At 64.3% G+C, this 21,192-nt stretch carries 26 protein-coding genes and 3 pseudogenes; 11 read left to right on the top strand and 18 right to left on the bottom strand.

What is annotated here, in order from left to right; translation table 11 throughout:
• Window positions 1-42 precede the first annotated feature (42 nt).
• From PLD_RS13650 to PLD_RS13640, 3 genes and pseudogenes are all read right to left on the bottom strand, one after another.
• Window positions 43-473, bottom strand: a pseudogene (locus PLD_RS13650) (peroxidase family protein); the annotation flags it as partial.
• 257 nt (window positions 474-730) lie between these two features.
• Window positions 731-1,302 (bottom strand): annotated as a pseudogene (locus PLD_RS13645) (HD domain-containing protein).
• 125 nt (window positions 1,303-1,427) lie between these two features.
• Window positions 1,428-1,985: a helix-turn-helix transcriptional regulator gene (locus PLD_RS13640; RefSeq protein WP_178116115.1), complete on the bottom strand. Its 558-nt coding sequence runs from the start codon at window positions 1,983-1,985 to the stop codon at window positions 1,428-1,430.
• A 189-nt stretch (window positions 1,986-2,174) separates the two neighbouring features.
• Between PLD_RS13640 and PLD_RS13635 the strand changes: the two genes are divergently transcribed.
• Together PLD_RS13635 and PLD_RS13630 are read left to right on the top strand one after the other, a co-directional pair.
• On the top strand, window positions 2,175-2,516 hold the full coding sequence (locus tag PLD_RS13635) for a low molecular weight protein tyrosine phosphatase family protein (RefSeq protein ID WP_159889760.1): 342 nt from the start codon (window positions 2,175-2,177) through the stop codon (window positions 2,514-2,516).
• Window position 2,517: 1 nt separating this feature from the next.
• Complete coding sequence (locus PLD_RS13630; RefSeq protein ID WP_256674530.1) at window positions 2,518-2,964, top strand: hypothetical protein; 447 nt, start codon at window positions 2,518-2,520, stop codon at window positions 2,962-2,964.
• A gap of 235 nt (window positions 2,965-3,199) precedes the next feature.
• Here the strand turns inward: PLD_RS13630 and PLD_RS13625 are convergent, their stop codons facing one another.
• Window positions 3,200-4,387 (bottom strand): PrpF domain-containing protein, encoded by a 1,188-nt coding sequence (locus PLD_RS13625; RefSeq protein WP_159889756.1) that lies wholly within the window; start codon window positions 4,385-4,387, stop codon window positions 3,200-3,202.
• 249 nt (window positions 4,388-4,636) lie between these two features.
• On the opposite strand from PLD_RS13625, the gene PLD_RS13620 reads away from it, so the two are divergent.
• Window positions 4,637-5,266 carry an alpha/beta fold hydrolase gene (locus PLD_RS13620; protein ID WP_159889754.1) on the top strand — a complete coding sequence of 210 codons (630 nt, stop codon included), beginning with the start codon at window positions 4,637-4,639 and terminating at the stop codon, window positions 5,264-5,266.
• 326 nt (window positions 5,267-5,592) lie between these two features.
• Complete coding sequence (locus PLD_RS13615; RefSeq protein WP_159889752.1) at window positions 5,593-6,213, top strand: LysE family translocator; 621 nt, start codon at window positions 5,593-5,595, stop codon at window positions 6,211-6,213.
• A gap of 336 nt (window positions 6,214-6,549) precedes the next feature.
• Here the strand turns inward: PLD_RS13615 and PLD_RS13610 are convergent, their stop codons facing one another.
• From PLD_RS13610 to PLD_RS13600, 3 genes are all read right to left on the bottom strand, one after another.
• On the bottom strand, window positions 6,550-7,173 hold the full coding sequence (locus PLD_RS13610; RefSeq protein WP_159893410.1) for a DUF2239 family protein: 624 nt from the start codon (window positions 7,171-7,173) through the stop codon (window positions 6,550-6,552).
• Between the two features lie 108 nt (window positions 7,174-7,281).
• The gene (locus PLD_RS13605) at window positions 7,282-7,500 is read right to left on the bottom strand and encodes a DUF3079 domain-containing protein (protein ID WP_159893408.1); all 219 of its coding nucleotides are present in this window, start codon (window positions 7,498-7,500) and stop codon (window positions 7,282-7,284) included.
• 71 nt (window positions 7,501-7,571) lie between these two features.
• Window positions 7,572-8,024 (bottom strand): Lrp/AsnC family transcriptional regulator, encoded by a 453-nt coding sequence (locus PLD_RS13600; protein WP_159893406.1) that lies wholly within the window; start codon window positions 8,022-8,024, stop codon window positions 7,572-7,574.
• Window positions 8,025-8,269: 245 nt separating this feature from the next.
• Between PLD_RS13600 and PLD_RS13595 the strand changes: the two genes are divergently transcribed.
• Window positions 8,270-8,887, top strand: coding sequence for a LysE family translocator (locus PLD_RS13595; protein ID WP_159893404.1), 618 nt, complete (start codon window positions 8,270-8,272; stop codon window positions 8,885-8,887).
• 51 nt (window positions 8,888-8,938) lie between these two features.
• Here the strand turns inward: PLD_RS13595 and PLD_RS13590 are convergent, their stop codons facing one another.
• Window positions 8,939-9,466 (bottom strand): RNA polymerase sigma factor, encoded by a 528-nt coding sequence (locus PLD_RS13590; RefSeq protein ID WP_159893402.1) that lies wholly within the window; start codon window positions 9,464-9,466, stop codon window positions 8,939-8,941.
• A gap of 138 nt (window positions 9,467-9,604) precedes the next feature.
• Between PLD_RS13590 and PLD_RS13585 the strand changes: the two genes are divergently transcribed.
• From PLD_RS13585 to PLD_RS13575, 3 genes are all read left to right on the top strand, one after another.
• The gene (locus tag PLD_RS13585; protein WP_159893400.1) at window positions 9,605-10,006 is read left to right on the top strand and encodes a hypothetical protein; all 402 of its coding nucleotides are present in this window, start codon (window positions 9,605-9,607) and stop codon (window positions 10,004-10,006) included.
• Window positions 10,007-10,163: 157 nt separating this feature from the next.
• Window positions 10,164-10,718: a UPF0149 family protein gene (locus PLD_RS13580; protein ID WP_159893398.1), complete on the top strand. Its 555-nt coding sequence runs from the start codon at window positions 10,164-10,166 to the stop codon at window positions 10,716-10,718.
• A 94-nt stretch (window positions 10,719-10,812) separates the two neighbouring features.
• The gene (locus PLD_RS13575) at window positions 10,813-11,505 is read left to right on the top strand and encodes a hypothetical protein (RefSeq protein ID WP_159893396.1); all 693 of its coding nucleotides are present in this window, start codon (window positions 10,813-10,815) and stop codon (window positions 11,503-11,505) included.
• A 75-nt stretch (window positions 11,506-11,580) separates the two neighbouring features.
• On the opposite strand, the gene PLD_RS13570 is transcribed toward PLD_RS13575, so the two are convergent.
• From PLD_RS13570 to PLD_RS13550, 5 genes are all read right to left on the bottom strand, one after another.
• Window positions 11,581-13,188, bottom strand: coding sequence for an alpha/beta hydrolase (locus PLD_RS13570; protein ID WP_159893394.1), 1,608 nt, complete (start codon window positions 13,186-13,188; stop codon window positions 11,581-11,583).
• A gap of 625 nt (window positions 13,189-13,813) precedes the next feature.
• On the bottom strand, window positions 13,814-14,401 hold the full coding sequence (locus tag PLD_RS13565; RefSeq protein WP_159893392.1) for a hypothetical protein: 588 nt from the start codon (window positions 14,399-14,401) through the stop codon (window positions 13,814-13,816).
• 16 nt (window positions 14,402-14,417) lie between these two features.
• A complete protein-coding gene (locus tag PLD_RS13560) occupies window positions 14,418-15,029 on the bottom strand; it encodes a hypothetical protein (protein WP_159893390.1) in 612 nt (203 codons plus the stop codon).
• A 107-nt stretch (window positions 15,030-15,136) separates the two neighbouring features.
• Window positions 15,137-15,487 carry a hypothetical protein gene (locus PLD_RS13555; RefSeq protein ID WP_159893388.1) on the bottom strand — a complete coding sequence of 117 codons (351 nt, stop codon included), beginning with the start codon at window positions 15,485-15,487 and terminating at the stop codon, window positions 15,137-15,139.
• Between the two features lie 39 nt (window positions 15,488-15,526).
• Complete coding sequence (locus PLD_RS13550) at window positions 15,527-15,820, bottom strand: hypothetical protein (RefSeq protein ID WP_159893386.1); 294 nt, start codon at window positions 15,818-15,820, stop codon at window positions 15,527-15,529.
• A gap of 89 nt (window positions 15,821-15,909) precedes the next feature.
• Between PLD_RS13550 and PLD_RS13545 the strand changes: the two genes are divergently transcribed.
• Window positions 15,910-16,338 carry a GNAT family N-acetyltransferase gene (locus PLD_RS13545; protein ID WP_159893384.1) on the top strand — a complete coding sequence of 143 codons (429 nt, stop codon included), beginning with the start codon at window positions 15,910-15,912 and terminating at the stop codon, window positions 16,336-16,338.
• A gap of 10 nt (window positions 16,339-16,348) precedes the next feature.
• Here PLD_RS13545 and PLD_RS13540 read toward each other — a convergent pair whose 3' ends face one another.
• The 4 genes from PLD_RS13540 to PLD_RS13525 all read right to left on the bottom strand — a co-directional run bounded on the left by PLD_RS13540 (window position 16,349) and on the right by PLD_RS13525 (window position 19,070).
• Entirely contained in the window at window positions 16,349-16,825 is a 477-nt protein-coding gene (locus PLD_RS13540) for a surface-adhesin E family protein (protein ID WP_159893382.1), read from the bottom strand.
• Window positions 16,822-17,469, bottom strand: a complete 648-nt coding sequence (locus PLD_RS13535; protein ID WP_159893364.1) for a hypothetical protein — start codon at window positions 17,467-17,469, stop codon at window positions 16,822-16,824. The genes PLD_RS13540 and PLD_RS13535 overlap by 4 nt, the downstream gene beginning before the upstream one ends.
• Window positions 17,470-17,583: 114 nt before the next feature.
• Complete coding sequence (locus tag PLD_RS13530; RefSeq protein WP_159893518.1) at window positions 17,584-18,369, bottom strand: PhzF family phenazine biosynthesis protein; 786 nt, start codon at window positions 18,367-18,369, stop codon at window positions 17,584-17,586.
• A gap of 5 nt (window positions 18,370-18,374) precedes the next feature.
• The gene (locus PLD_RS13525) at window positions 18,375-19,070 is read right to left on the bottom strand and encodes a transcriptional regulator (protein ID WP_159893362.1); all 696 of its coding nucleotides are present in this window, start codon (window positions 19,068-19,070) and stop codon (window positions 18,375-18,377) included.
• Between the two features lie 45 nt (window positions 19,071-19,115).
• Between PLD_RS13525 and PLD_RS30710 the strand changes: the two genes are divergently transcribed.
• Both PLD_RS30710 and PLD_RS13515 read left to right on the top strand, forming a co-directional pair.
• Window positions 19,116-19,286 (top strand): hypothetical protein, encoded by a 171-nt coding sequence (locus tag PLD_RS30710; RefSeq protein WP_159893360.1) that lies wholly within the window; start codon window positions 19,116-19,118, stop codon window positions 19,284-19,286.
• A gap of 101 nt (window positions 19,287-19,387) precedes the next feature.
• Window positions 19,388-19,997 (top strand): annotated as a pseudogene (locus PLD_RS13515) (DNA-3-methyladenine glycosylase).
• Between the two features lie 92 nt (window positions 19,998-20,089).
• Here the strand turns inward: PLD_RS13515 and PLD_RS13510 are convergent.
• Window positions 20,090-21,190, bottom strand: a complete 1,101-nt coding sequence (locus PLD_RS13510) for an extracellular solute-binding protein (RefSeq protein WP_159893358.1) — start codon at window positions 21,188-21,190, stop codon at window positions 20,090-20,092.
• Window positions 21,191-21,192 lie beyond the last annotated feature (2 nt).

Genomic DNA, 21,192 nt, shown 5'->3' with positions numbered 1-21,192 from the left:
ATTCCAGGCGACGTTGCCGGTGAGGATGATCAGGTCGGCTCAGGAGATCTTGCGTCCGTATTTTTGCTTGATCGGCCAGATCAGCCGCCGCGCCTTGTCCAGGCTGACGTTGTCCGGCCAGCTATTGAGCGGGGCGAAGCGCTGCTGCCCGCCCCCGGCGCCACCGCGGCCATCGGCGATGCGGTAGGTGCCGGCGCTGTGCCAGGCCATGCGGATGAACAGCGGGCCGTAGTGGCCAAAATCCGCCGGCCACCAGGTTGGGAGTCGGTCATCAGCGCCAGCAGGTCGCGCTTCACCGCGGCCAGGTCCAGGGTCTTGAATTCGGCGGCGTAGTCGAAGTCCTCGGCCATCGGGTCGGACAGCTGTGAGTGCTGGTGGAGGATCTTCAGGTTCAGTTGGCCGGGCCACCAGTCACGGTTGCGGGTGCCTTCGCCGGCGGTGTGTTTGAACGGGCACTTGGATTCATTGGACATGGATCACTCCTTCGGTCATCGAAAACCTGCCGCTCGACGTTGGCCCCGGGTTGGACAACCGTGTGAAAAGCGTAGTGAAGGACAAGCGAAGGTAAAAATAGCTTCGCTTGATGACCCTGCCAGAAAAAAACCATGACCCGTGCCAGGCCCCCAGCGGGCGCCCTGCCCCCTGCCGGAGCCTGTTCATCCCTTTTCGAGTGCTGCCCAGGCATGCTCAACGGCGCCTGAGCCAGGCACCGCCGATCGTGAACCGCTGCTCAGTCCTGGGCGTCGAGGCGGCGCCGGGTGTCGGCATCGATCTGCTGGCGCAGGGCCTGGAACAACGGGCTGGCATCGGTGTAGCGGCGGCCGTAATCGAGGTTGAAGCCGTAGTCGAAATCCGCCGGGTTCTGGCCCTGGGTGTGTTGCAGCAGGGTTTCCAGCTTGTCCAGGGCCTTGACCGCGCGCGCCTCGGCGCTGGCGGCGCCTTCGTATTCGTCCCACAGCTCCAGCAGGCGCTGGCGGGCTGGGGCGTCCAGGGCCCGGGCGAGGTATTGCAGGTCGTCGCGTTCCTGTTGGCTCTTGTCCGGGTGGGCGGCCTGGGCCACCGCCGGGATATCGCCATGAATGGCCTCCCCCAGGTCGTGGACGATGCACAGTTTCAGCACCCGCAGCAGGTCCAGTTCGCCCAGTTGGTCTTCGAACAGCAACGCCATCAGGCACAGGCGCCAGCTGTGCTCGGCGGTGCTTTCCTGGCGGCCGCTGGAGGTGTGGGCGCTGCGCAGCACGTCCTTGAGTTTTTCCGCTTCACGGAGAAGTCGAGACGGCCACTGAGGAGTTCGGGGGTCATGGACAAGCCTGCTGCACGTGAATGAGGCCCACGCCGTGGGGCGGCGGGCGAAGGCTTGCCAGACTAGCCAGCGGGCAGCAACCGGTCCACGGATAAAATATGCGTGGCGTGCCTCGACAAGCGCGTCAGAGGGTTTCCACCAGCCGCACGGCGTTGCCGTCGGACAGGTTGAGGCGGGTCCAGCGGCACTGGCTGGGGGCGATGGGCACGATGGCCGAATCGTTGTGGCCGCTGAAGAACTCCAGGGACGGCGGCGCCAGCACTGCGCGCCAGCCCAGGTCATCCAGGGCGGCTTCCTTGCGCACGATTTCCTCGGTACAAAAGCCCCACAGCGATTGGCCCAGCAGCTCGCTCAAGGGCACGCCGAATTGTGCGGCGCGGGTCGGCGAACAGGCCAGCAGGCGGTGGGTCAGGTCGCACACCAGGTGCACGGCGCGCGGGCTGTCATTCACCAGCCGCGCCAGGGCCTGATCGGCAGCGGCGCTGAGGTTGGCCGCCAGCAGGTGCTCCAGGCGCGCACGCTCCGCCGGTTCCATGGCCTGCCGGCCGTTTTCCCAGCGGGAAATGCTCGACTGCGCCACGCCGAACAGCTCGGCAGCGTGCTGCTGCTTGACCCGGTGCAACAGGCGCCAGCGCCTGAGGGCCAGGCCCAGATGGGGTGAGGTGAACAGGGCTGCGGACATGGCGTGAGCGATGCGAGTCAAGGGGCTGGCAGTTTCGCAGCCACAGCCCTTGGCGGGCAACCGGGGCTGACCAACGCCATTGGCCCATCCCGTCACAAGTTGCTGGACAGCGCGGCCAAAGCCCCGAAAAATCAGCGCCTTTGCCCCGCCCGTCACGGGCCGGGCGTCTGTGCCAAGGAGTTCGGCCCAATGCTCAATGTCTTGTTTGTCTGCAGCCAGAACAAGCTGCGCAGCCCCACCGCCGAGCAGCTGTTCGCCGACTGGCCGGGGATCGAAACCGCCTCCGCCGGGCTCAATCACGATGCCCAGGTGCCCCTGGGCCCGGAGCTGGTGCAATGGGCCGGGCTGATTGTGGTGATGGAAACCGGCCACCGGGAAAAACTGCGCAAGCGCTTCAAGGCGCAGTTGAACAACCAGCAGATCGTGAGCCTGAACATTGCCGATGATTACGACTTCATGGACCCGGCGTTGATCCAGTTGTTGCGCCAGAAGGTGCCGCCGTTTCTTCCCGATGGCGGCGAGGTTCGCTGATATGCCCCTGATCTTCAGGGCCCCGCCTGAGCTGCGGGTGGAACTGGACATCCTTGGCTACCAGTTCCCCAGCAGCCACGATCACCTGGACGCCAACTGGCTGATGGTGCAGGGCCGCATCGAGCATCCCCAGGGCGACTGGCGTTTCAAGGATGCCTGCCTGAGGACTCACGAGCTCGGTCAGTTGGCCCAGTGGCTACAGGCCCTGGATCAGCCCAAAGGCCCTCCCCGGCCCTGCTGGTTCACCGAGCCTTGCCTGGCGTTTCACTACCTGGGCGGCCCCGAGCCGCAGATCCAGATCCACTTTTGCCTTGAAGCCGCGCCGCCCTGGCTGAACCCGGAGCAACGGCTGGACGGCTGCCAAGTGACGCTGCCCCTGGCCTGCAATCCCGTGCCTCGGCTGCTGGCAGGGGTGGATGCCCTGCGCCGGGATTTCCCCCAGCGCTGAACCACAGCCGCCCGCCTGTAGCCGCTGCCGCAGGCTGCGATAGGCACCGAAGGGGCCTCGGCGCCAGGGGGATCGCCAGCGAGCCTGTGGCTCGTTCGCAGCCTTCGGCAGCGGCTACACGAAGCGAATGCAAGCGCTGGCGTCACGGGCAACTCTGTAGCCGCTGCCGCAGGCTGCGATAGGCACCGAAGAGGCCTCGGCGGTAGAGGGATCGCTGGCGAGCCTGCGGCAGTGGCTACAAGGCGCCAAGGGCGGCGATCAATTGCGGCGAGGCGTTGTACAGCGGTGTGCTGCCCTGCAACAGGATCTGTGCGCTGCGCCGGTAGGCGGCGCCGTCGATCAGTAGCTCCCCGGCCACCTGTCGGGCATTGATCAGGGTTTCCAGCACGCCGGCGGGGTTTTCAATCGCCAGCGGATATTCGCCCTTCCCTTCGCCTATCACCGGTGCCCGCGCCAACAGGGCATGGGCCACGGTGCCTTCGGCCAGGCAGGCCGCCGCCAGGCAGCAGCCGCCGGACACCGCCAGGGACGGGTGGGCGTTCTGCGGGGTGAAGTAGCGGGTGGCGATATCCCCGCCTTCTCGCGCCGGGCTGACGATGCAGATCTTCGGGATGGTTTCGCTGCGCCGTAGGTCGTCGGCGCTCATCAAACGGCCGTCGCGCTGGCGCAAGCCCATGCGCAGACCGCCTTGCACCATCAGTTCCAGCAGGCGCGCCTTGAACTGTGGGTCGGCGTCCAGTTCGGCCGGGCTTTCCTCGCCGGTCTTACCCAGGTCCGCCGCGCGCAGGATGACCATGGGCACCGCCACGTCGATGCAGGTGGCGGCGATGCCGTCCAACAGGTCGACCCGTTGCCCGGTGGGAAACAGCGCGCCGGTCTTGGCGCCCACCGGCTTATCGAGAAACAGGTCGACCCCGGGAAACACCCCGTTGACCCCGGGAATTCGCGTGTCGCTCAGCAGCCGACCGTCGCGCAGGCTCAGGCGTGCATACATCGTGGTCTGGGTGTTGCTGTTGTAGATCTCGATCTGTCCACCGCCCTCCCCGGGCTGCAGCCACCCGCGTTGCAGGGCGTACAGCGGCAGGGCCGCGGACAGGTTGCCGCAGTTGACGCTCCAGTCGATGGCGCTCTTGCCCGCCGCCAGTTGCGCCAGGGTGCTGATCATCCGCGTCTCGCCGGGGCGGCGTTCGACGATGAACACCTTGTTGCTGGTGGGCCCGCCGCGCCCCAGGCCGGTGATCTGGCTGTTGCCCGGCCACTCGCCGTGCAGTGGCACGCCCATCAGGTGGCGCAGCAGTTCTTCCACCAGGGCTTCGTCCCGGGGCAAGGCATCGCGAGGCAGGATCAACCCGGTGGAGGTGCCGCCCCGGACGTGGCACACCGGAAATTCGGGGATGGCAACAGGCTTTTGCGGATCTGACATGGCGGGCGCATCCGGAGTGGGCAAGAAGATCAGTCACTGGCTTGGCGAGCAACCCGCCAGGGCCCGCATGATAAACCGCCGCAGCGGATGCATGGGCGCCTGGTGCATCACCCGCCGCCATCGCTCGATGCGCGGCGCCGCACGCTGTGCCTCTTGCTCCTGACGCCAAGTCGCCGTATTTTCTTGCCCGCCGCACGGTGCTGCTGCCAGCGCGAGCGTGTTAGCCGCCCACGGACCCGGAGCGATGCCGTGCCCCAAGCCCCCCAACAACTGCTGTTTCTGCCCGGCGCCTCGGGCAATCGTCAATTCTGGCAACCCCTGGCCGCGCAGCTGCGCCATCCGGCGCGCCAGGTGCACCTGGGCTGGCCGGGCTTCGGCGATACCCCGGCACAGCCAGACGTCCGGGGCATGGACGATCTGCTGGACCTGGTGCTGCAGCGCATCGACCAGCCCACCGCGCTGGTGGCTCAGTCCATGGGCGGCATCCTCGCGGTGCAAACGGCCCTGGCGCGACCGGAGCTGATCACCCATCTGGTGTTGAGCGTCACCTCCGGCGGCGTGGACATGGGCAAGCTGGGCGCCAGCGACTGGCGCAAGGATTACACCGCGGCCTACCCGCAACTGCCCCGCTGGTTCGTCGATGACCACAGCGACCTCGGCCCGCGCCTGGGGGAACTGGACATGCCGGTCTTGCTGCTGTGGGGCGACTGCGACCCCATCAGCCCGGTGGCAGTGGGTCAGCGCCTGGCCGCCCTGCTGCCCAATGCGCGCTTGCGCATCGTCCCCGGGGCCGAGCATGACCTGGGCCTGAGCCACGCGGCCCAAGTCGCGCCGTGGCTCGATGCGCACTTGCGCGGCGCACTCGACGGCGATACCTGACCCCTCCCAGCCCAGGCGCGCCTCACAAAGGTGCACGGGACACTTGCCTTGGCCCCGCTACGACCTCTATTTTTGCCCTCTCGCGCCCCGGCAGCCTGGCGCCCGCGATCGCGAGTGCGGCTGTGGCCGCGACTGTGACTGCTATTGCTATTGCTATTGCTATTGCTATTGCTATTGCTATTGCGACTGCGACTGCGACTGCGACTGCGACTGCGACTGCGACTGCGACTGCGATCATGACCGCTACTGCTACTGCTACTGCTACTGCTACTGCTACTGCTACTGCGACTGCGATGCAGTGCCACCCACGCCCTTTGGGAGACCTTATGAACCTTGCCACCTTGCTCCTGTTCATCCCCGCCTGCTTTGCCCTGAATATGGCCCCCGGCCCGAACAACCTGCTGTCGGTGAGCAACGCCACCCGCTACGGCTATCGCCAATCGTGCCTGGCGGGCATCGGCCGGCTGCTGGCGTTCGCCTTGATGATCGCCCTGGCCGCCGCCGGCCTGGCGGTGGTCCTGCAGACCTCGGAACTGTTGTTTCATGCCATCAAGATCCTCGGCGCAGGCTACCTGCTGTACCTGGCCTGGCAGCTGTGGCGCGCCAACCCCGGCCATGAAGAGCCCGGCGAAGCGGCCCGCGTCGGTCTGTGGGCCCTGGCCCGCCAGGAGTTCCTGGTGGCGGCGGGCAACCCCAAGGCGATCCTGATCTTCACTGCCTTCCTGCCGCAGTTCGTCGATCCGGCGCAGCCGATGGGGCCGCAGTTCCTGGTCCTGGGCGTGCTGTTTCTGGGGCTGGAGTGGATCGCCATCGGCGCCTACGCCTACATGGGCCTGCACATGCGCCGCTGGTTCGCCGCACCGCGCGGCAAGCGCCTGTTCAATCGCGGCTGCGCGCTGCTGTTGTCAGGGGCGGCGTCGGTGCTGCTGATGGCGCGTCGCGGCTAGAGAATCGTCCCTTCAATCGGACGGCTACCGTCCAGGCTTGAGGGATTCTGTACAAGGGGGCGATGCCTGAGGGGGTATGCATTTTGCTCAGCGTGGAGGCAGGACTCAATCCTATCCAGCGGGAGAAACTCCTCATGCGTAACACTGAGCAACTTCCGCATCACGCCGCCAAACCAAATGGCCGACGCGGTGCAGGCCACATAGCGGTGAATAGGCCAGCGCAAGTGAAGTCATACGCGACGGCCTGCGGGCATTGCGGCCTGACCTGCCTAGCCCGACGGGCCACTGCCGAAGAGCCTTCGGCGGCGGCCCGTCGGGTGCTGCAGCACTGACCTGTCAAAGCGCGCCGGCCAGGCGCAGGGCGTAGTCGCGGATATCCCCGGGCCAGTCCTGAATGCACTGTTGCAGGCGCGCAAGATCCGCGGCGAACAACGCCCGAGTGGCCTCTTCATAACCCGGAAGGTCGCCGCCCATGGCCAGCATGAACTGGTAGGCCGCCTCTTGCGCAGCCCGCTGTCGCTGTGCGTCGGTGCCATTGCGCCGCGCGTCGTCCACCAGCCGGCGCAGCACCGCCGAGGCCCCACCCGGCTGCTCGGCCAGCCAATCCCACTGACGCGGCAGCAGGGTCACTTCCCGGGCGACGACCCCCAGCTTGGGCCGCCCGCGCCCACGGGGCGTGCGGTCTTCGGCCTCGACCGGGGCGGCGTCGGGCTGGCGCTGGCGGTAGCGCCCGGGGCCGGGCGGCGGGGTAGCGGCCAAGCGCTGGCGTACCTCATCGGGGGTGCCACGCAGGTCGAGATCGACGACCCGGCCGCTGGCATCATCGAACACCAGCAGCGGTTGTCGCTCGCCACCTTCAGTGGCGCGCTTGACCGCCAGCGCCACCTCCAGCAGCGGGCCGGTCGCCAGCACACGCTGGGCCTGGAAGGCGGTAACGGGTTGGGCAAGGGAGTCGGACATGACAATGGCCTCAAGACAATGAGCGCCAATATTACCCGGATATTAATCAGGCTTTCAATATCACCCGGGTAATATTCTCATGGGCAGTCGAATAGCCACGGGCAGTCGTTACTTCAGCACTTGCGGTTGCGCTTCCGCCGGGCTGTTCGTTGGGTTCTCGATGCCCCAGTCGCCCTCCAGGTACCAGTCGTCACCGAGCATCTCCGCCGGGTGCATGGTGCGATCGGAGCCATTGCCGCAGGCTAGGGCATTGGCCGCGCAGTAGCGGTCGCAGCCCCAGCAGATCCGCTCGGGGTGCTTGGGGTGCAGGGGAAAGGGCTTGGCCATGGCGGCTCCCACAAACCGGGTGGAGGAGCCTGCACACTAGATCGCCCGGGGCCGGCGGGCGTTGATCCCGATCACAACGGCAGGGTGCGGTCCTGGATCACCTGCTTCATCACCAGGGTCGAGGTCAGGCGCTGGACGTTGGGCAGGGTCGACAGGCGTTCGTCATACAGCCGCTGGAACGCCGGCAGGTCGCGGGTGATCACCTGCAGCAGGTAGTCGGGCTCGCCGAACAGGCGTTGCGCCTCGACGATCTGGACAATGCCCTGCAAGGCGTTTTCAAAGGCCGCCACCGCCTGGTGGTCGCCTTCGCGCAAGGTGACGAACACCATGGCCGAAAAATTCAGCCCCAGGGCGCTGGGCGCCAGTTGCGCGCGATAACCGAGGATCACCCCGGACTGTTCCAGTGCCCGCACCCGGCGATGGCAAGGCGAGAGGCTGAGTCCGACCCGATCCGCCAGGTCGGTGACCGACAGGCGCCCATCGGCTTGCAGCTCGGCAAGAATCTTCTGATCAATTCGGTCCATTACAACAATCCTTCCCAAACCAAGAGCAATCACTGGAATATTAGAGAAAATATCCCCCACGCTCTTCAATATTCTTTCTCCGAGCCTTAACGCCACCGTTCGCCGCGCTGCTGCCCGGCGAGCCTCCACCTGATGCCCGTGAGAAAGCCCCCATGCCCTGCCCTATTGCTGCACCGCGCTCGCCGTTGCCGGACACCGCGCACCCTGTCATCCACGCCCTTTGCGCCCGGTCGAGGTAAGCCGCCATGGAACCGAGCCTGCTGGCCGCCTTCTGGGCGGTGTCGCTGTTGTTCGTGATCACCCCCGGCGCCGACTGGGCTTACGCCATATCCGCCGGGCTCAATGGCCGAGTGGTGATTCCCGCGGTGTCCGGGCTGTTGAGCGGCCACCTGCTGGCGACCCTGGTGGTGGCCGCCGGGGTCGGCGGTCTGGTGGCGCGCTACCCGCTGGCCCTCTCCACCCTGACCGTGGCCGGTGCCGGCTACCTGCTGTGGCTGGGCATCGGCCTGCTGCGCCATCCATCCGCGCCCCAGGCCGGCGCGGCCCAGGCCAGTACCTCCTGGGCCCACTGGTCGTTCAAGGGCCTGTGCGTGAGCGGCCTCAACCCCAAGGTCTTCCTGCTGTTCCTGGCCTTGCTGCCACAGTTCACCAGCCCCGGCGCCGCTTGGCCGGTGCCGCTACAGATCCTGGCCCTGGGCCTGCTGCATGCCGTCAGTTGCGCGGTGATCTACCTGCTGGTGGGTTTCTGCTCGCGGGCCGTGTTGCAGGCCCGCCCGCTGGCCGCGTTGTGGGTCGGGCGCCTGTCCGGCGGGCTGATGATCCTGATTGCGCTGGTGTTGCTGGCGGAGCAGCACCTGACTTGAGGGCCCCCGACGCACCGCTTCAGACCGCGCACCGCCCACGCCAACGATGCCCTACCGATCCTGGCCCTGGCGTTCGTGCAGCAACAGCACCTGACACTGCAACCCGGGCATGGCGCTCAGGGTCTGCTCCATGCAGCGACGCAGTTGTTCTTCATCCCGCAGCGCTTCGGGAGTGTCTGCATGCCATTCCAGCGGATCTGGCGGCCAGCCGCCGTTGCTCGGCGCAAAGCGGCGCGGACCCAGGTTGCCGGGCAATACCGGCCCGGCGCCGCTATCCTGCTCGCGCCGGGTCTGCAGGTAACGGCTCTTGGCCACATTGGCGGTGATGGTGAGCATCCAGGTCTTGAGGCTGGAGCGGCACTGAAAACCGCCAAGGCTGCGCACGATGGCCAGCCAGGCTTCCTGTACCACGTCATCGACATGGCGCTGGCCGACGATGGCAAAGGCCACCGCACGCATGGCCCCCGAACAGCGCTGTACCAGCTCGCGCAAGGCCTGCTGATCGCCGGCCAGCAAGCGCGGCAACAGCTGCGGATCGTCGTGGTTCGATAGCGGCGTGACCGGTTGCTGTAATTCCATGTCCCTGGCACTCCCGAATGGCAAAGTTCGCCCTTTCACAGGAAGGCTAAGGACCCTACGGGCCAGGCGGGGAAACGGATGCGGCCGACTGCATATTTTTCTCTGACAGCTTCTGCAGGGTCGCTATGATGCTTCCCCATGACCCCTAGCACGCCTATCCGTCAACCCTGTCCGCCCGGCGCCTGCATTTGCGAGCGCGAGCAGTTGCTGGACACCCCCGGAGCCGACCTGCGCATCCTCAAGCTCACGCGCCAGGAGGAAAAGCGCCTGCTCGAACGCCTGGAAAACCTCAAGGACCTGGCCGACCTGGAACACATGCAGCGCCAGATGCTGGAAAAACTCGGCATCCGGGTGCAGATCACCCCCAGCGACAACGAAGTGCGCAGCATGCGCGGGATCGCCATTTCCCTGGGCGAGTTGCCCGGGCTGTGCCGCAAGACCCGGCAATCGATTCCGGCCGCGATTCGCCGGGCCATGGAGAACCGCCCGGAAATTGCCTACCGCCTGCTGGACGCCCAGGACCTGTTGCGCGGCACCTGAACCCCGCTCGCTCAGACCCCGCGCTGGCGGTTTGCGGTTTGCGGTTTGCGGTTTGCAGCTTGAGGCTTGAGGCTTGAGGCTTGAGGCTTGAGGCTGAAGCTTGCAGCCTGGCGCGCGAACCCGGAAACTTGCCGCTGCTTTTTCCAGGACTCCCCTCATGCACAACACCCCACTGAACGCCGCCGACTTCGAGCTGATCGAAGACACCCTGCTCAAGTACGGCGACGACCACTCGGTGCTCAATCCCTGCGAGCTGGACGGTTACTTCACCGCGCTGGTATCAGGCCCGGCTCAAGTCGACATCGCCGAATGGTTCCCGGGCATCTGGGGCGGCGAAAACCCGGCCTGGGAAACCCCGCAGGAATGCCGGCAGTTCATCGACCTGTGCGTGCGCCACATCAACACCCTGGCCGAACAATTGACCCAGGCCCCGCAAGCGTTCAAGGCGCGCTTCGAACAGACCGAACACCAGGGCCAGGACCTGCAGCTGGCCGAAGAATGGTGCTTCGGTTACCTGCGCGGCGTGGCCGTGGGCAACTGGCCGGAGATGCCGGCGCCGCAGGTGCACGTGCTGCAACGGATCATCGACTGCGCCGAACAGGACAACTTCGAGCTGCCCGCCGACCTGGATCTGGAGCAGCATCGCCAGCAAGTGGCGGCCATCGAACCGGCCGCGCGCACGCTGCATGCCTACTGGGCGGCGCAGCGCTGAGGCTAGCGCCACCTGCAGCAACACGCCCCCAGGGGTTCAAAAAAGGCAGATTTCCCGCTCAGGCAAATCTGCCTGCCAAGGACGGATACTCCCCATGCTCAGATGCATCAAAAGACTTTTCACCCGCAATGCGCCAGCGACTGCACCGCCGCAAGGCATTCCCGCAGCAGTGGCACCCCAGACATTCGAGGAGTATCTGTCCAGCTTGCCGACTTGCGATCATGAGCCCGACGAGGACTTCTACTACCGGACAGAAGCCGCTGGCAAATGGCAGCAATACTTCTCGAGCGAATTCACCGCGCCGTGCCGCAACCCGGGAGAAGATCACTCCCAGGACCTGACCAGGAACGAAGCGCTGAAAAATGCTGCTGCCTCCCAGGGCCTGGTGTATGCGTTCTACTACTACAGCCCATTGACCTATGCACAAACGAAGATTGCCAAACACCATGGCTGGTGCATCGCCAGCGACACCGGGCTGGTCTCGGACGCCAAGCATTCAATGGTTCTGTGTTTTCTGGCCCGCTATAAAAAAGACACCGCGGCCTTGGCTGGACGAACAAGCCATGTCGATGGGACCCAGAACGATAAAGAGTGTCGATACATCATTTGCGATCCCACCTGCCTGACCATTCCACGGCAGGACATCCAGCTTCACTTGAATGGTCATTGGTACCCATTGCCGGCCATCACCGACTCAACCCTGGGGGGGTTCCTGATGACTTGGCGCGATGCTGCACGGCTCTCCAGGTCGCGAGCCTCTTCCCTGCTCCAGGCGTTGAAAGTCTGATCAAGGGGTCACTCCTGCTTGAAGCAGGCAGGGTCTGCACCCTGCCTGCAACACTGGGTACAAGGCCCTCCCAGCTCATTGGGTAGGCGCATACTCCTCGATCAGCTTCCACAACAGACGGCCCATCGGCAGGCGGTAGATATCGCTGTGGGCCCCTCCTCCGGATCCCGGCGAGTTGAATTGGGTGATGCCGTTCGAGGCGTCGATATAGGCCACTTTCCTGCCCAGGCCGTTGCTCTTGAACGGCTCGACACAGCCTTGTTGACCGTGCTTGCAGACTTCGAACCGCCCCCCTGGAACTGCGGATGTGTCAGAAGCCGTCATGCACTCGAATATGCGCTGGTATTGGGGCTCGGCGGTATCGCAGGCCTTGTGGTACGAGCCTATCGACCCGGCAGGATCGGTCCAGACGATAAAGGGAGCACCGGTCGCCGTATCGTTGGTGGCTGCGGTCAGCACGACCTTGGTCTTTTGAAGGTGCGCGTAGTCCCGATAGGGAGCGCCTTCACGCCCGAGACCCGGAGCAAAACGGTTGATACTCATGGCCCCCTGCAAGCCAACGGCCAAATCAACCGGGCTGGTGACCATCGGCTGATCGGGGAACGGAACGTCCAGAGGGACCAGGGCCGGCGAACTGAACACCGCGCGAGTCATGGCACGTGCACCAAAACTGTGGCCTAGCGCAACAACCCTGGCCTTGCTACCCGAAGCTTGCAAGCTGCGCGCAATGGTTTCGTTGAGAATCTTGTTCAACCAGGACAAGCCTATTTCGTCCGCATCATTGGCCTTATTGGAATAGCTGAACACGTTGCCAAAGGAGTTGGACCAATATGACGGCCAGGTCACACCAATGACCAAAGGACGGAAGTGGCGAGCCACCGGGCCATTGACCAGTGGTTTGATTGCCAGCGTCCTGTCGATCGGGCTTTCCTGCAGTCCCTTCGCGGCTTCCAAGGAAGCAGCCATCAAATTACCGGCCAAGTCATTGAAGTTTCGAATCGCCTCTTGCTGGGCCGTGTTCCACCCCATGACGATCACCAGAACATGGGTATAACGACCTCGCCGAAGATCCTGGGTCAGATTATCTTCCAATGACCGCAACGCATACTTTCCATAATCGTAAAACTGATAAGTACGGGCATCTACCTTGTCCAGATTGGTGGATATGGAACAGGCGTGCCAATCACTTATTTTTGCCAGGTCATAGTTCTTTTGGATGAGTGACAATTGCTTTGCTGCGTAAGCGTTATATACAAAGCAATGGTCCTTTGAAAGATAAGGCTCGCTCGTTCCGGCGGCGTCCTGAGTGATCGAGTTTTTTATGATGTGCGAAATAAACATCGCCTTTGAGTCACGTTCCTGAAATCTACTTATCTGACTTGGCGTTCCCCAACTGCTTGGCTTTTCGGCATTGATGTATTGGCCGCTCCGGACGAAGCTGACCTGAGGATAGGGCTTGGGGCCACCGACAATCGACTGCGGGCTTTTTTCAATGGCGACGATGTACCCCGGGTAATGCAACGCTGTTCCAGAGGGGAAATACAGGCTGGAATGGAAATTTTTTGCATGGGTGCTTTCCAGTTGCAGTGCCGATTCGTAAGGCTCCATGACCGACCCAGGCCCGGAACAACCAGCGACAGCTACTCCCGAGGCAATCAGGCTTAACCATTTAAGACGCATCATAACCAACTCCCTGGATCATTCTTGACCCTTATGCTGACCAGCACGCTATAAGCACTGTAACTAGGCTCTGTACGAAAAGTTTTGCGATGAAGGTCAGGCAAGTCGAAAACGGTCGAGGAAGCGAGGTTGTAAATGAGCATTCCGATCGGACTCGCGCACGAAACCGTTTTCAACGCAGCATCGCCGAGTATCAAGGCTTTTCGTACAAAGCCTAGAGACGCACTGAGCGCTTCATCTAGTTACAACATCACTATAGTCAGCAACTAGCCATGAGCCAGGATTTCCACCTATAAAAATTAAGACTTCTCCCTAAAGCCTTCCTCACATAGCAGCCGCTCTAAACCCGCGCATCAGTCGATACTTTTCTCGCCATAAGAACCAAAATCCAAACCAGACGTTACTTAAAAAACCCTATTCAATAGTCAACTTATAGTTAGTCAGCAATCAAATTTTGTTTATGAAAATCAACAACAGCCAGTGGATAGAAGATCAACTACAGCGGTCGCGGCCAGTGCAGTTGCACAAGAATATTGCTACCGCTGCAGGCTCGTTCAATAAAAAACGCCGCTGGCCCTGAACAGAGCAAGCGGCGTTTTTTATGGGCGTCCGGCAGGCGGCGCGAGGCTTACAGCAATTTGCGCTGCACCGCCTCATCCAGGGTGCTGCGGGCCAGTTCCTGGACTACGTCGCGGGTGTCCGCCTGGAAGGGAATGGCGACGATCAGCAACAACTGCATCCAGGTGCGCACCGATTCGCTCTTGCGAATCCGCCCCAGCTCCTTGCCGTCCTTGTCCTTGAACACCGTCTCCAGGGTGAAGGTGTTCTTCGCCGTGGACGGAATCACAAAGAAGGTGGCGCCGGTGATGATGGCCGAAGCCATGCTGAACTGTTCGTTGTTGTACAGGGTGGCTTCGGCGTACAGGTCCGATTCGACCTTGTCGGTGCTGACCCGGGCAAAGCGCCCGGACTGGCGGTAGGCGTCGGCCACCACGGTTTCCCAGGCGGCCGCCGGAGCGCCGGCGGCGGCATTGGCCGGGCCGCCGTTGACCTGGTACATGGCGGTGGTGCGGACAAAGGCGCTGGGCTTTTGCTCGGTGGTCTGTGCCGCCGGCGGCCAGGTGCCGACGGCTGTCAGTTCGTGTTGCGAGTAGGACACGCAGCCGCTCAGCAGCACAGCGCCGAGCACCAGGACGTGCTTGATGGAAACCAACATGTGTTTCTCCTTGATCTTAGCGTTGTGCCAACCGGGCGCTGGCGTTGTCGAGCAATTTGGCAACCAGTTCATTCAGTTGCTTGGCGCCCTGGGTCGGGGCCCAGTACTCACGGCCGTACAGGCCGACGTTGCGCTCGAACTTGAGCTGCTCCTTGGCACTGGCCAGTTCCTGGCCGTTGCGGTCGACGATCGACAGCTCGCCGGCCAGGTCGAAGCTGTCGACGTAGATCGGCCCGTTGACCCAGATCCATACGGTCAGGGTCAGCAAGGCTCCGGGCAGGTAGCCCGGGTGGGGCGCGCGGTGGCCCTTGAGGGAGGTCATGTTGAATTTCAGCACCACGTCCTCCTCGCCCAGGCGGGTGGGGTATTCGCTGAGCTGGCGAAAGTAGCCGGCACTCTTGACGTAGGGGGTCAGCTGGGCCGTGAGGGAACGGCTGATGGCGGTGCGGGTGGCTTCGTCGATACCGGGAGCGCTGACCTGCACATCGGCAATTTGCGCAGTGCGCGGGCTGCTGATGGGCGCGGGATGCAGCGGCGCGCCCAGCGGGCCGGTGACGTTGTAGGAGACACAGCCGGTCAGCGCCAGGGTGGCGACAAGGGCGGCGGCCCTGAGGAGGGTTCTGAACACGAAATATCCTTATTGAAAGACGAACAGCATCAACGTCTCGACCCCGGCGGCCAGAACTTTAGGAAAACCGCGCATTGCGTCGGGCGGCACAGGCCCGCCCCCCGTCCTTATTGATAGCCCTCTTCATAGGCCTGGAGCAGATTGATCAAGTGCTCCTGGGGCATCGCGCAGTCCTGCAAGGGTTCGGGCGCAACCCCGTTCCAGTCCTCATCGGGGTCGCTTTCGACAATCAGCAGCGGCACCTGGGCGTTATTGAAAAAGGCGAGGATGTCGCGCAGTTCCTGCTCGCGCTGCACATGGTCGTTGTGAAACAGCTTGGCGCTGTAGAAGAAGCCCTCGGCGCCACGGCGCAGATAACCCTGGGCAACGCTCAGGGACAGGCCCAGGCGTTGATGGAGAAACTTGGCCAGCGCCAGGCGGGTGGTGGGCGTCGCCGTGGCGATGCTGATCCGGGACATGGCAGGTTCCTTGAAAAACGACAGGTAATGACAGCGCGGTTACTCGGGGCGCCACAGTTCGAGCCCCTGCACATGACGCTCGATGTCGTCCATGTCGTCCTCCCCCAGGGTGCGGTCGAAGGGCTCGCTGAGAATCCTGCGCACCTGCGCCAGGCGCTGGGTGACCTGCTGGTTATCGATGAAATCGGTGGTGGCGCGCTGGTAGTCGGCCACGGGTTTATCCCTGTAGTAGGCGCCCATCTTGTGCAGCGAGATCAACACCAACTCCAGTTCCGCCAGGGCTTGCAGGGCCTGCTCCCCCGAGAGGGTGATGGTGCGGTTGCTTTCCAGCATCGAATACTTCCTTGACTCTCAACCATTGGACAGACCGCCGCCACCTGGGTAGCGTGCGGCGCACACTTCAATCCGACAGGCCCCCGCACGTGCAGATCAGGGACTATCAACCCGGCGACCTTCAGGGGTTGCTCACACTCTGGCTGGACGCCTCGATCCAGGCCCACCACTTTGTCGACCCCGACTTCTGGCGCGCCAAGGTCGAGGACATGCGCCACCTCTACATTCCCCATGCCCAGACCCGAGTGGCCGAACGCGACGGCCAACTCCTGGGTTTCTACTGCCTGCATGAGGATCAGCTGGCGGCGATTTTCGTCGCTGTGCAGCACCAGGGCCAGGGCCTGGGCACACAACTGCTGGCCGATGCCCGCGAGCGGCGCTCACGCCTGGAACTGGCGGTGTATGCCGCCAACCTGCCGAGCATCGGTTTTTACCGCCAGCAGGGGTTCCAGGTGATCGGCAACGGCATCGACCCCAATACCGGAGAAGCCGAACTGATCATGGCCTGGCCGGGCTGAAGCACCTGGCTCACGGCGCCTTGGCCGGGGCCAGCTTGAGCCGCGTCGGGTCGATGGCGCAGGCCATGTTGCGTAACTCGCCGAGCAATGACTGGCGGGGAAACGCGGCCCATTGCGCCTGATCTTCCTTGCGCGTGACCTCCACGCCCTGGGCGAACGGCTCGGAGAAGTACACACGGCCGAACTGCGCCGACTCATCCTTCTCGCAGTTGATCACCCGAGTCGCCCGCGAGCTGCGGATCGGCGGCTTGCCACCGCCCAGCTCGGTGGGCTTGGCGTAGTTATTGACCAGATAGAACTGCCGCAGGTGCGGGTTGTTCTGGTAGAGGGCCAGCGAGTTGGCGGCAAAGTAGGTGGCCAGCTCCGGGCTTTCCAGCACCTTGAACAGGCCCTCCGGACGCTGCGGCGCCGGGGCCTCGCTCTGGCTGCCCGAATGCGCGCAACCGGCGAGCACGACTGCCGCGCCCAGGCTCAACAGCTTGTTCATCGGCCCGCTCCCTGGGCCAGGTCCGGCCGCTCCTGGTCGAGCAAGGCCTGATCGACAGTGCCCTGCAGCGAGCAGAGCAAGCGGGTCTTGCCGTATTCCTCGCTGAGCATGAGGATTTTTTCCGCGGAACCCGGCGCCGGGGCGATGCCCGACGCAGCGGCCGGATTGTCCTGCCAGGGCGCCGTGGCGTTGAGTTTGATCTGCGGCCGGGAAATGAAGTATTCACCGGCCTCCTGCCAACCGGCCTGGGGCAGCGCGGCCATGACGGCGGCGCGGCTGGCGTCGACTTCGAAGCCCCAGAAATGGAAGCTGCCCTGCTCGCCCAGGTCGAACTGGCGGTCGTAGTAGCCGGTCAGGCGCAGGCCGTGATCGATCAGCGGGCGGGAAAACGCCTGGGATGCGGAGTAGTTGTTCAAGCGGTCGGCCACCGGCACCCAGGCGATGCCCTGGCGCTGATTCTCGGCCAGCTTCACCACCTGCCCGAGTTCGCCGCGCTGCTGATACAGGGTCTTGAAAAAGCCCGGCTGGCAGTCCAGCAGGCTCTCGCTGAGGCTGGCCGCCTGGGCAGTGCCGGCCCACAGGCCAAAGAACACGGCCAGCAGCGGTGAGGTAGAAAAGCGGGGCAAGGTGCGCGTCCATTGCATGGTCTGGAACATCCTGAGCAGGCGAAAAAACTGCGACTCTACCTGCGCCGGCACTGCCGAGACAAATCCGCCTCAAGGCGCCGGCCTGCATGGCAGCGCGGCGCCGCAGCCGCTTCAGAGGAAAATGCAGCCCTTGAGGTACAAGGCGCCGTGGCCGCTGATGATCACCCGCCCGTTGTCCAGCACCTGACACTGCAGCTGGCCCTTGCGCGCCCCGCCCTGTTGCGCCCGCAGCTGGCGTTTGCCCAGGCGCGCGGCCCAGTAAGGCGCCAGGGAGGTGTGGGCCGAGCCGGTGACCGGGTCTTCATGGACCCCGACCCGCGGGCCGAACCAGCGCGAGACAAAGTCGAATTCCCGGGACGGCGCCGTCACGGCGATGCCGCGCACATCGAACGCGGCCAGTGCGGCGAAATCCGGCTTGAGCGATTCCACCAGGCGTTCGTCGTCCACCACCAGCAGGTAATCGTCGGTGCGGTACAGGGCCTCAGCCGCCGGCAAGCCCAGGGCCTGCAGCAGGGCCGGAGGAATGGCCACGGCCTCGGGCTGCTTGGCGGGAAAGTCCATGGACAGCAGGCCGCCCTCGCGGCTCACCCGCAACTCGCCGCTGCGGGTGGCAAAGCGCAGCACATCGCGGCGCTCATCCAACTGCTCGAACAGCACCCAGGCCGCCGCCAGGGTGGCGTGCCCGCACAGGTCGACTTCCACCGTGGGGGTGAACCAGCGCAAGTCGAAGACTTCGCCCCGGGGCACGAAAAACGCTGTCTCCGACAGGTTGTTCTCTGCGGCGATGCACTGCAGCACCTCATCCGCCAACCAGTCCGTGAGCGGACACACCGCTGCCGGGTTGCCACCCAAGACGTGGGAGCTAAAGGCATCCACTTGAAAGATATCGAGCTGCATCGCGGTCATTCCTCGGCGCCTTGGGCGCGGATCTGTTCCAGGTAGTTGTAGACGGTGTAGCGGGTCACCCCGAGGGCCGCGGCGGCCTTCTCGATCCCGCCCTTGACGATGAACACCCCGCGTTCCTGCATCTGGCGCACGGCGTCGAGCTTGTGCTGCTTGCTCAGGCGCGTCGCGTTTGCCGGGCAGGCGCCCTGGATGATCTGGGCCAGCAACTGCTCCATGTCGCGGGTTTCGTCACCGCGCGGCGCAGGGGCGCTGCCCAGGCCCAGCAACTGGCCCAGGCAGGCATGGGCGGCGGCGATGGCGCTCAGGTCGCTGTTGCTGCACAGGCTGGCGAAGGGCTGCCCGCTGCGGTCGCGAAAAATCACCGTGGAGCTGCGCAGCTCGCGGCCGTCGGGGGCCAGGGTCGGGTAGTTTTCCAGCACCAGCGGGGTGCTCGCCGAGCGGTCTTGCAGGGCATTCAGCACCGCGGCAAAACCCAGGTCCTGGCGCGGCCCGCCCAGCACCGGATCGCCCACCCGGCGCCCGGTGACATGGCCGTTGGCGATGGCGACGATCGAGGATTCCGGGCGGTCCAGGTCATGCAGGACGATTTCCACATGCTGGCCAACCACGCTGGCGAGCATCTGCAAGGTGCTGCGCAGCACCTGAAGGACCAGTTGGCGCTCGGCAACAAGGGCATCGGAAGGCAAGTTCATGGGCGTTTACCAAAGCAGGCGGACCAGAAAAATATCAACACAACGTTGAATATTCAACTTTTAGTTGATTGCAGCTCCTGCCCTGTCATTTGCCGCCCCCCCTTGGCCGACGGCCTGGACGACCAGGGGCTGGGCACACCGCTGGCGAACCGCAACGACGAGCGGGGGCAACTGGCCCTGGCCTTCGAGCACATGAGCGAGCGCCCGCAAGGCTGAGCAGTGCGCCCAGGCAGCGAGTTTCAACGCAAGAGACCGGGTGCGAGCAACGGGACGGCGGGCTAATCTGCCGCTCGCCCCTCCCTTGCCCCGGATCGCCAATGCCCACCTGCCCCGCCACGGAATTTCTTGCCGCACTGGATGCCGACTGGGCGGCGCTGATCGCCGCCGTCGGCCCCTGCCTGCACCAGCCCCGCCCGGAGCGCGAGCCTTATCAGGCGCTGGTGCGCGCGGTGGCCTACCAGCAACTGCATGCTCGGGCCGGCGACGCGATTCTCGCCCGTCTGCTGGCGCTGTTCCCCGGGCAAGACTTTCCCACGCCCGGACAACTGGCCGGCGCCAGCCTGGACGGCCTGCGCGGCTGCGGTTTTTCCGCGCGCAAGGTGGCGACCCTGCACAGCATCGCCCAGGCCCGCCTCGACGGCCGGGTGCCCGATGCCGAGGGCGCCCGTCGCCTGGATGACGAACAACTGATCGAGCGCCTGACTCAGTTGCCCGGCATTGGCCGCTGGACCGTGGAGATGCTGCTGATCTACAGCCTTGAGCGAGGACATATTGCCCGTCAACGATTTTGGCGTGCGCGACGGCTATCGCCGCCTCAAGAACCTGGAGCAAGCGCCCAGCCCCCGGCAGATGCATGAGATCGGCAGCGCCTGGAGTCCCTGGCGCACCACGGCGGCCTGGTACCTGTGGCGGGTGCCCGCACCCTGAACCCGGATGTTGAAACGGCGGCATTCGACTCGCCAGCCAAGGTCGCCCTGAATCCACGACACGACTCAAGACGCCCTTGGCTGGCAGCCGGCTTACAGGCCTGACTTGAAGCGGGTGAAGGCGCGGATCAGCGCCCGGTTGAAGGCAGGGCTGTTGTCGTTTTTGCTGTACAGCGTGGCCCGCACCGCTGCCGGCGGGTAGGTGCCCGGATCGTTGCCAATGGCCGGATCGATCAAGGCATCCGCCGCGCTGATGGCGTTGGCGTAGTGGATGGTGTCGGTGATCGGTGCGATGACCTCGGGGGTCATCAGGTAGTCCATCAGCTTCAGTCCGGCTTCGGGGTTGGGTGCGTCCTTGGGAATGACCATGGCGTCGAACCAGATCAACGTGCCTTCCTGGGGGATCCGGTAGCTCAGGCTGAAGGTTTTGTGGGCCTCACGGGCGCGGCTGGCGGCAATCGCCACGTTGCCATTCCAGGACATGGCCACGCAGGTGTTGCCGTTGGCCAGGTCGCTGATGTTCAGGTCGTTGTCAAAATAGCGGATGTAGGGGCGGATTTTTGCCAGTTGCTGTTCGGCGCGCTTCAGGTCATCGAGGTTCTGCCGGTTGATGTCCAGCCCCAGGTATTTCATGACCGCGGCGAACACCTCGTTGGGATCGTTGAGCAGGCTCACCCCGCAGCTTGCCAGCTTCGACACTATCGCCGGGTCGAAGAGCAGCGCCCAACTGTCCAGCGGCGCGTCGCTCACGCGCTGCCTGACCGCCTCGTGCTGAAAGCCGATGCCGGTGGTGCCCCAGGCATAGATCCCGGCGTAGCGGTTGCCCGGATCGAAAACCGCCATGTGCTGACGAAACGCCTCACCGATCCCGGCAAAGTGCGGCAGGCGCTGTTTATCCAACGGCTGCAAAGCACCGCTCTGAATGGCCCGGGACAGGTGCTGGCCGGCAGTCAGCACCAGATCGTAACCGCTGTGCCCGGTGAGCAGCTTGGTTTCCACGGTTTCCAGGGAGTCGAAGTGATCGACCACCACCTCGATACCGGTTTGCGCCTCGAAGTTTTGCAGCGTGTCCGGCGCCAGGTATTCGCCCCAGATATACAGGTTGACCCGGGGCTTGCTCTCGGGCGCCGCCTGCACCCACAGCGGCGCGCCGATGAGCAGCACGGCGGCGCACAGGCTCTGTAGTGGGCTCATGG

The sequence above is a fragment of the Pseudomonas sp. LD120 genome (assembly GCF_009861525.1).
Classification (GTDB): Bacteria; Pseudomonadota; Gammaproteobacteria; order Pseudomonadales; family Pseudomonadaceae; genus Aquipseudomonas.
This window is presented reverse-complemented; position numbering and strand designations above follow the sequence as displayed.

What these genes read in the sequence shown, in the direction of transcription:
- PLD_RS13605 (WP_159893408.1), bottom strand. Translation starts at nt 7,500, where the DNA reads ATGGCCAAGCCCTTTCCCCTGCACCCCAAGCACCCCGAGCGGATCTGC.
- PLD_RS13575 (WP_159893396.1), top strand. Translation starts at nt 10,813, where the DNA reads ATGCTCAGATGCATCAAAAGACTTTTCACCCGCAATGCGCCAGCGACT.
- PLD_RS13525 (WP_159893362.1), bottom strand. Translation starts at nt 19,070, where the DNA reads ATGAACTTGCCTTCCGATGCCCTTGTTGCCGAGCGCCAACTGGTCCTT.
- PLD_RS13565 (WP_159893392.1), bottom strand. Translation starts at nt 14,401, where the DNA reads ATGTTGGTTTCCATCAAGCACGTCCTGGTGCTCGGCGCTGTGCTGCTG.
- PLD_RS13570 (WP_159893394.1), bottom strand. Translation starts at nt 13,188, where the DNA reads ATGATGCGTCTTAAATGGTTAAGCCTGATTGCCTCGGGAGTAGCTGTC.
- PLD_RS13625 (WP_159889756.1), bottom strand. Translation starts at nt 4,387, where the DNA reads ATGTCAGATCCGCAAAAGCCTGTTGCCATCCCCGAATTTCCGGTGTGC.
- PLD_RS13540 (WP_159893382.1), bottom strand. Translation starts at nt 16,825, where the DNA reads ATGAACAAGCTGTTGAGCCTGGGCGCGGCAGTCGTGCTCGCCGGTTGC.
- PLD_RS13585 (WP_159893400.1), top strand. Translation starts at nt 9,605, where the DNA reads ATGACCCCTAGCACGCCTATCCGTCAACCCTGTCCGCCCGGCGCCTGC.
- PLD_RS13555 (WP_159893388.1), bottom strand. Translation starts at nt 15,487, where the DNA reads ATGTCCCGGATCAGCATCGCCACGGCGACGCCCACCACCCGCCTGGCG.
- PLD_RS13640 (WP_178116115.1), bottom strand. Translation starts at nt 1,985, where the DNA reads ATGTCCGCAGCCCTGTTCACCTCACCCCATCTGGGCCTGGCCCTCAGG.
- PLD_RS13580 (WP_159893398.1), top strand. Translation starts at nt 10,164, where the DNA reads ATGCACAACACCCCACTGAACGCCGCCGACTTCGAGCTGATCGAAGAC.
- PLD_RS13635 (WP_159889760.1), top strand. Translation starts at nt 2,175, where the DNA reads ATGCTCAATGTCTTGTTTGTCTGCAGCCAGAACAAGCTGCGCAGCCCC.
- PLD_RS13510 (WP_159893358.1), bottom strand. Translation starts at nt 21,190, where the DNA reads ATGAGCCCACTACAGAGCCTGTGCGCCGCCGTGCTGCTCATCGGCGCG.
- PLD_RS13590 (WP_159893402.1), bottom strand. Translation starts at nt 9,466, where the DNA reads ATGGAATTACAGCAACCGGTCACGCCGCTATCGAACCACGACGATCCG.
- PLD_RS13530 (WP_159893518.1), bottom strand. Translation starts at nt 18,369, where the DNA reads ATGCAGCTCGATATCTTTCAAGTGGATGCCTTTAGCTCCCACGTCTTG.
- PLD_RS13615 (WP_159889752.1), top strand. Translation starts at nt 5,593, where the DNA reads ATGAACCTTGCCACCTTGCTCCTGTTCATCCCCGCCTGCTTTGCCCTG.
- PLD_RS13535 (WP_159893364.1), bottom strand. Translation starts at nt 17,469, where the DNA reads ATGCAATGGACGCGCACCTTGCCCCGCTTTTCTACCTCACCGCTGCTG.
- PLD_RS13630 (WP_256674530.1), top strand. Translation starts at nt 2,518, where the DNA reads ATGCCCCTGATCTTCAGGGCCCCGCCTGAGCTGCGGGTGGAACTGGAC.
- PLD_RS13550 (WP_159893386.1), bottom strand. Translation starts at nt 15,820, where the DNA reads ATGCTGGAAAGCAACCGCACCATCACCCTCTCGGGGGAGCAGGCCCTG.
- PLD_RS13610 (WP_159893410.1), bottom strand. Translation starts at nt 7,173, where the DNA reads ATGTCCGACTCCCTTGCCCAACCCGTTACCGCCTTCCAGGCCCAGCGT.
- PLD_RS13595 (WP_159893404.1), top strand. Translation starts at nt 8,270, where the DNA reads ATGGAACCGAGCCTGCTGGCCGCCTTCTGGGCGGTGTCGCTGTTGTTC.
- PLD_RS13600 (WP_159893406.1), bottom strand. Translation starts at nt 8,024, where the DNA reads ATGGACCGAATTGATCAGAAGATTCTTGCCGAGCTGCAAGCCGATGGG.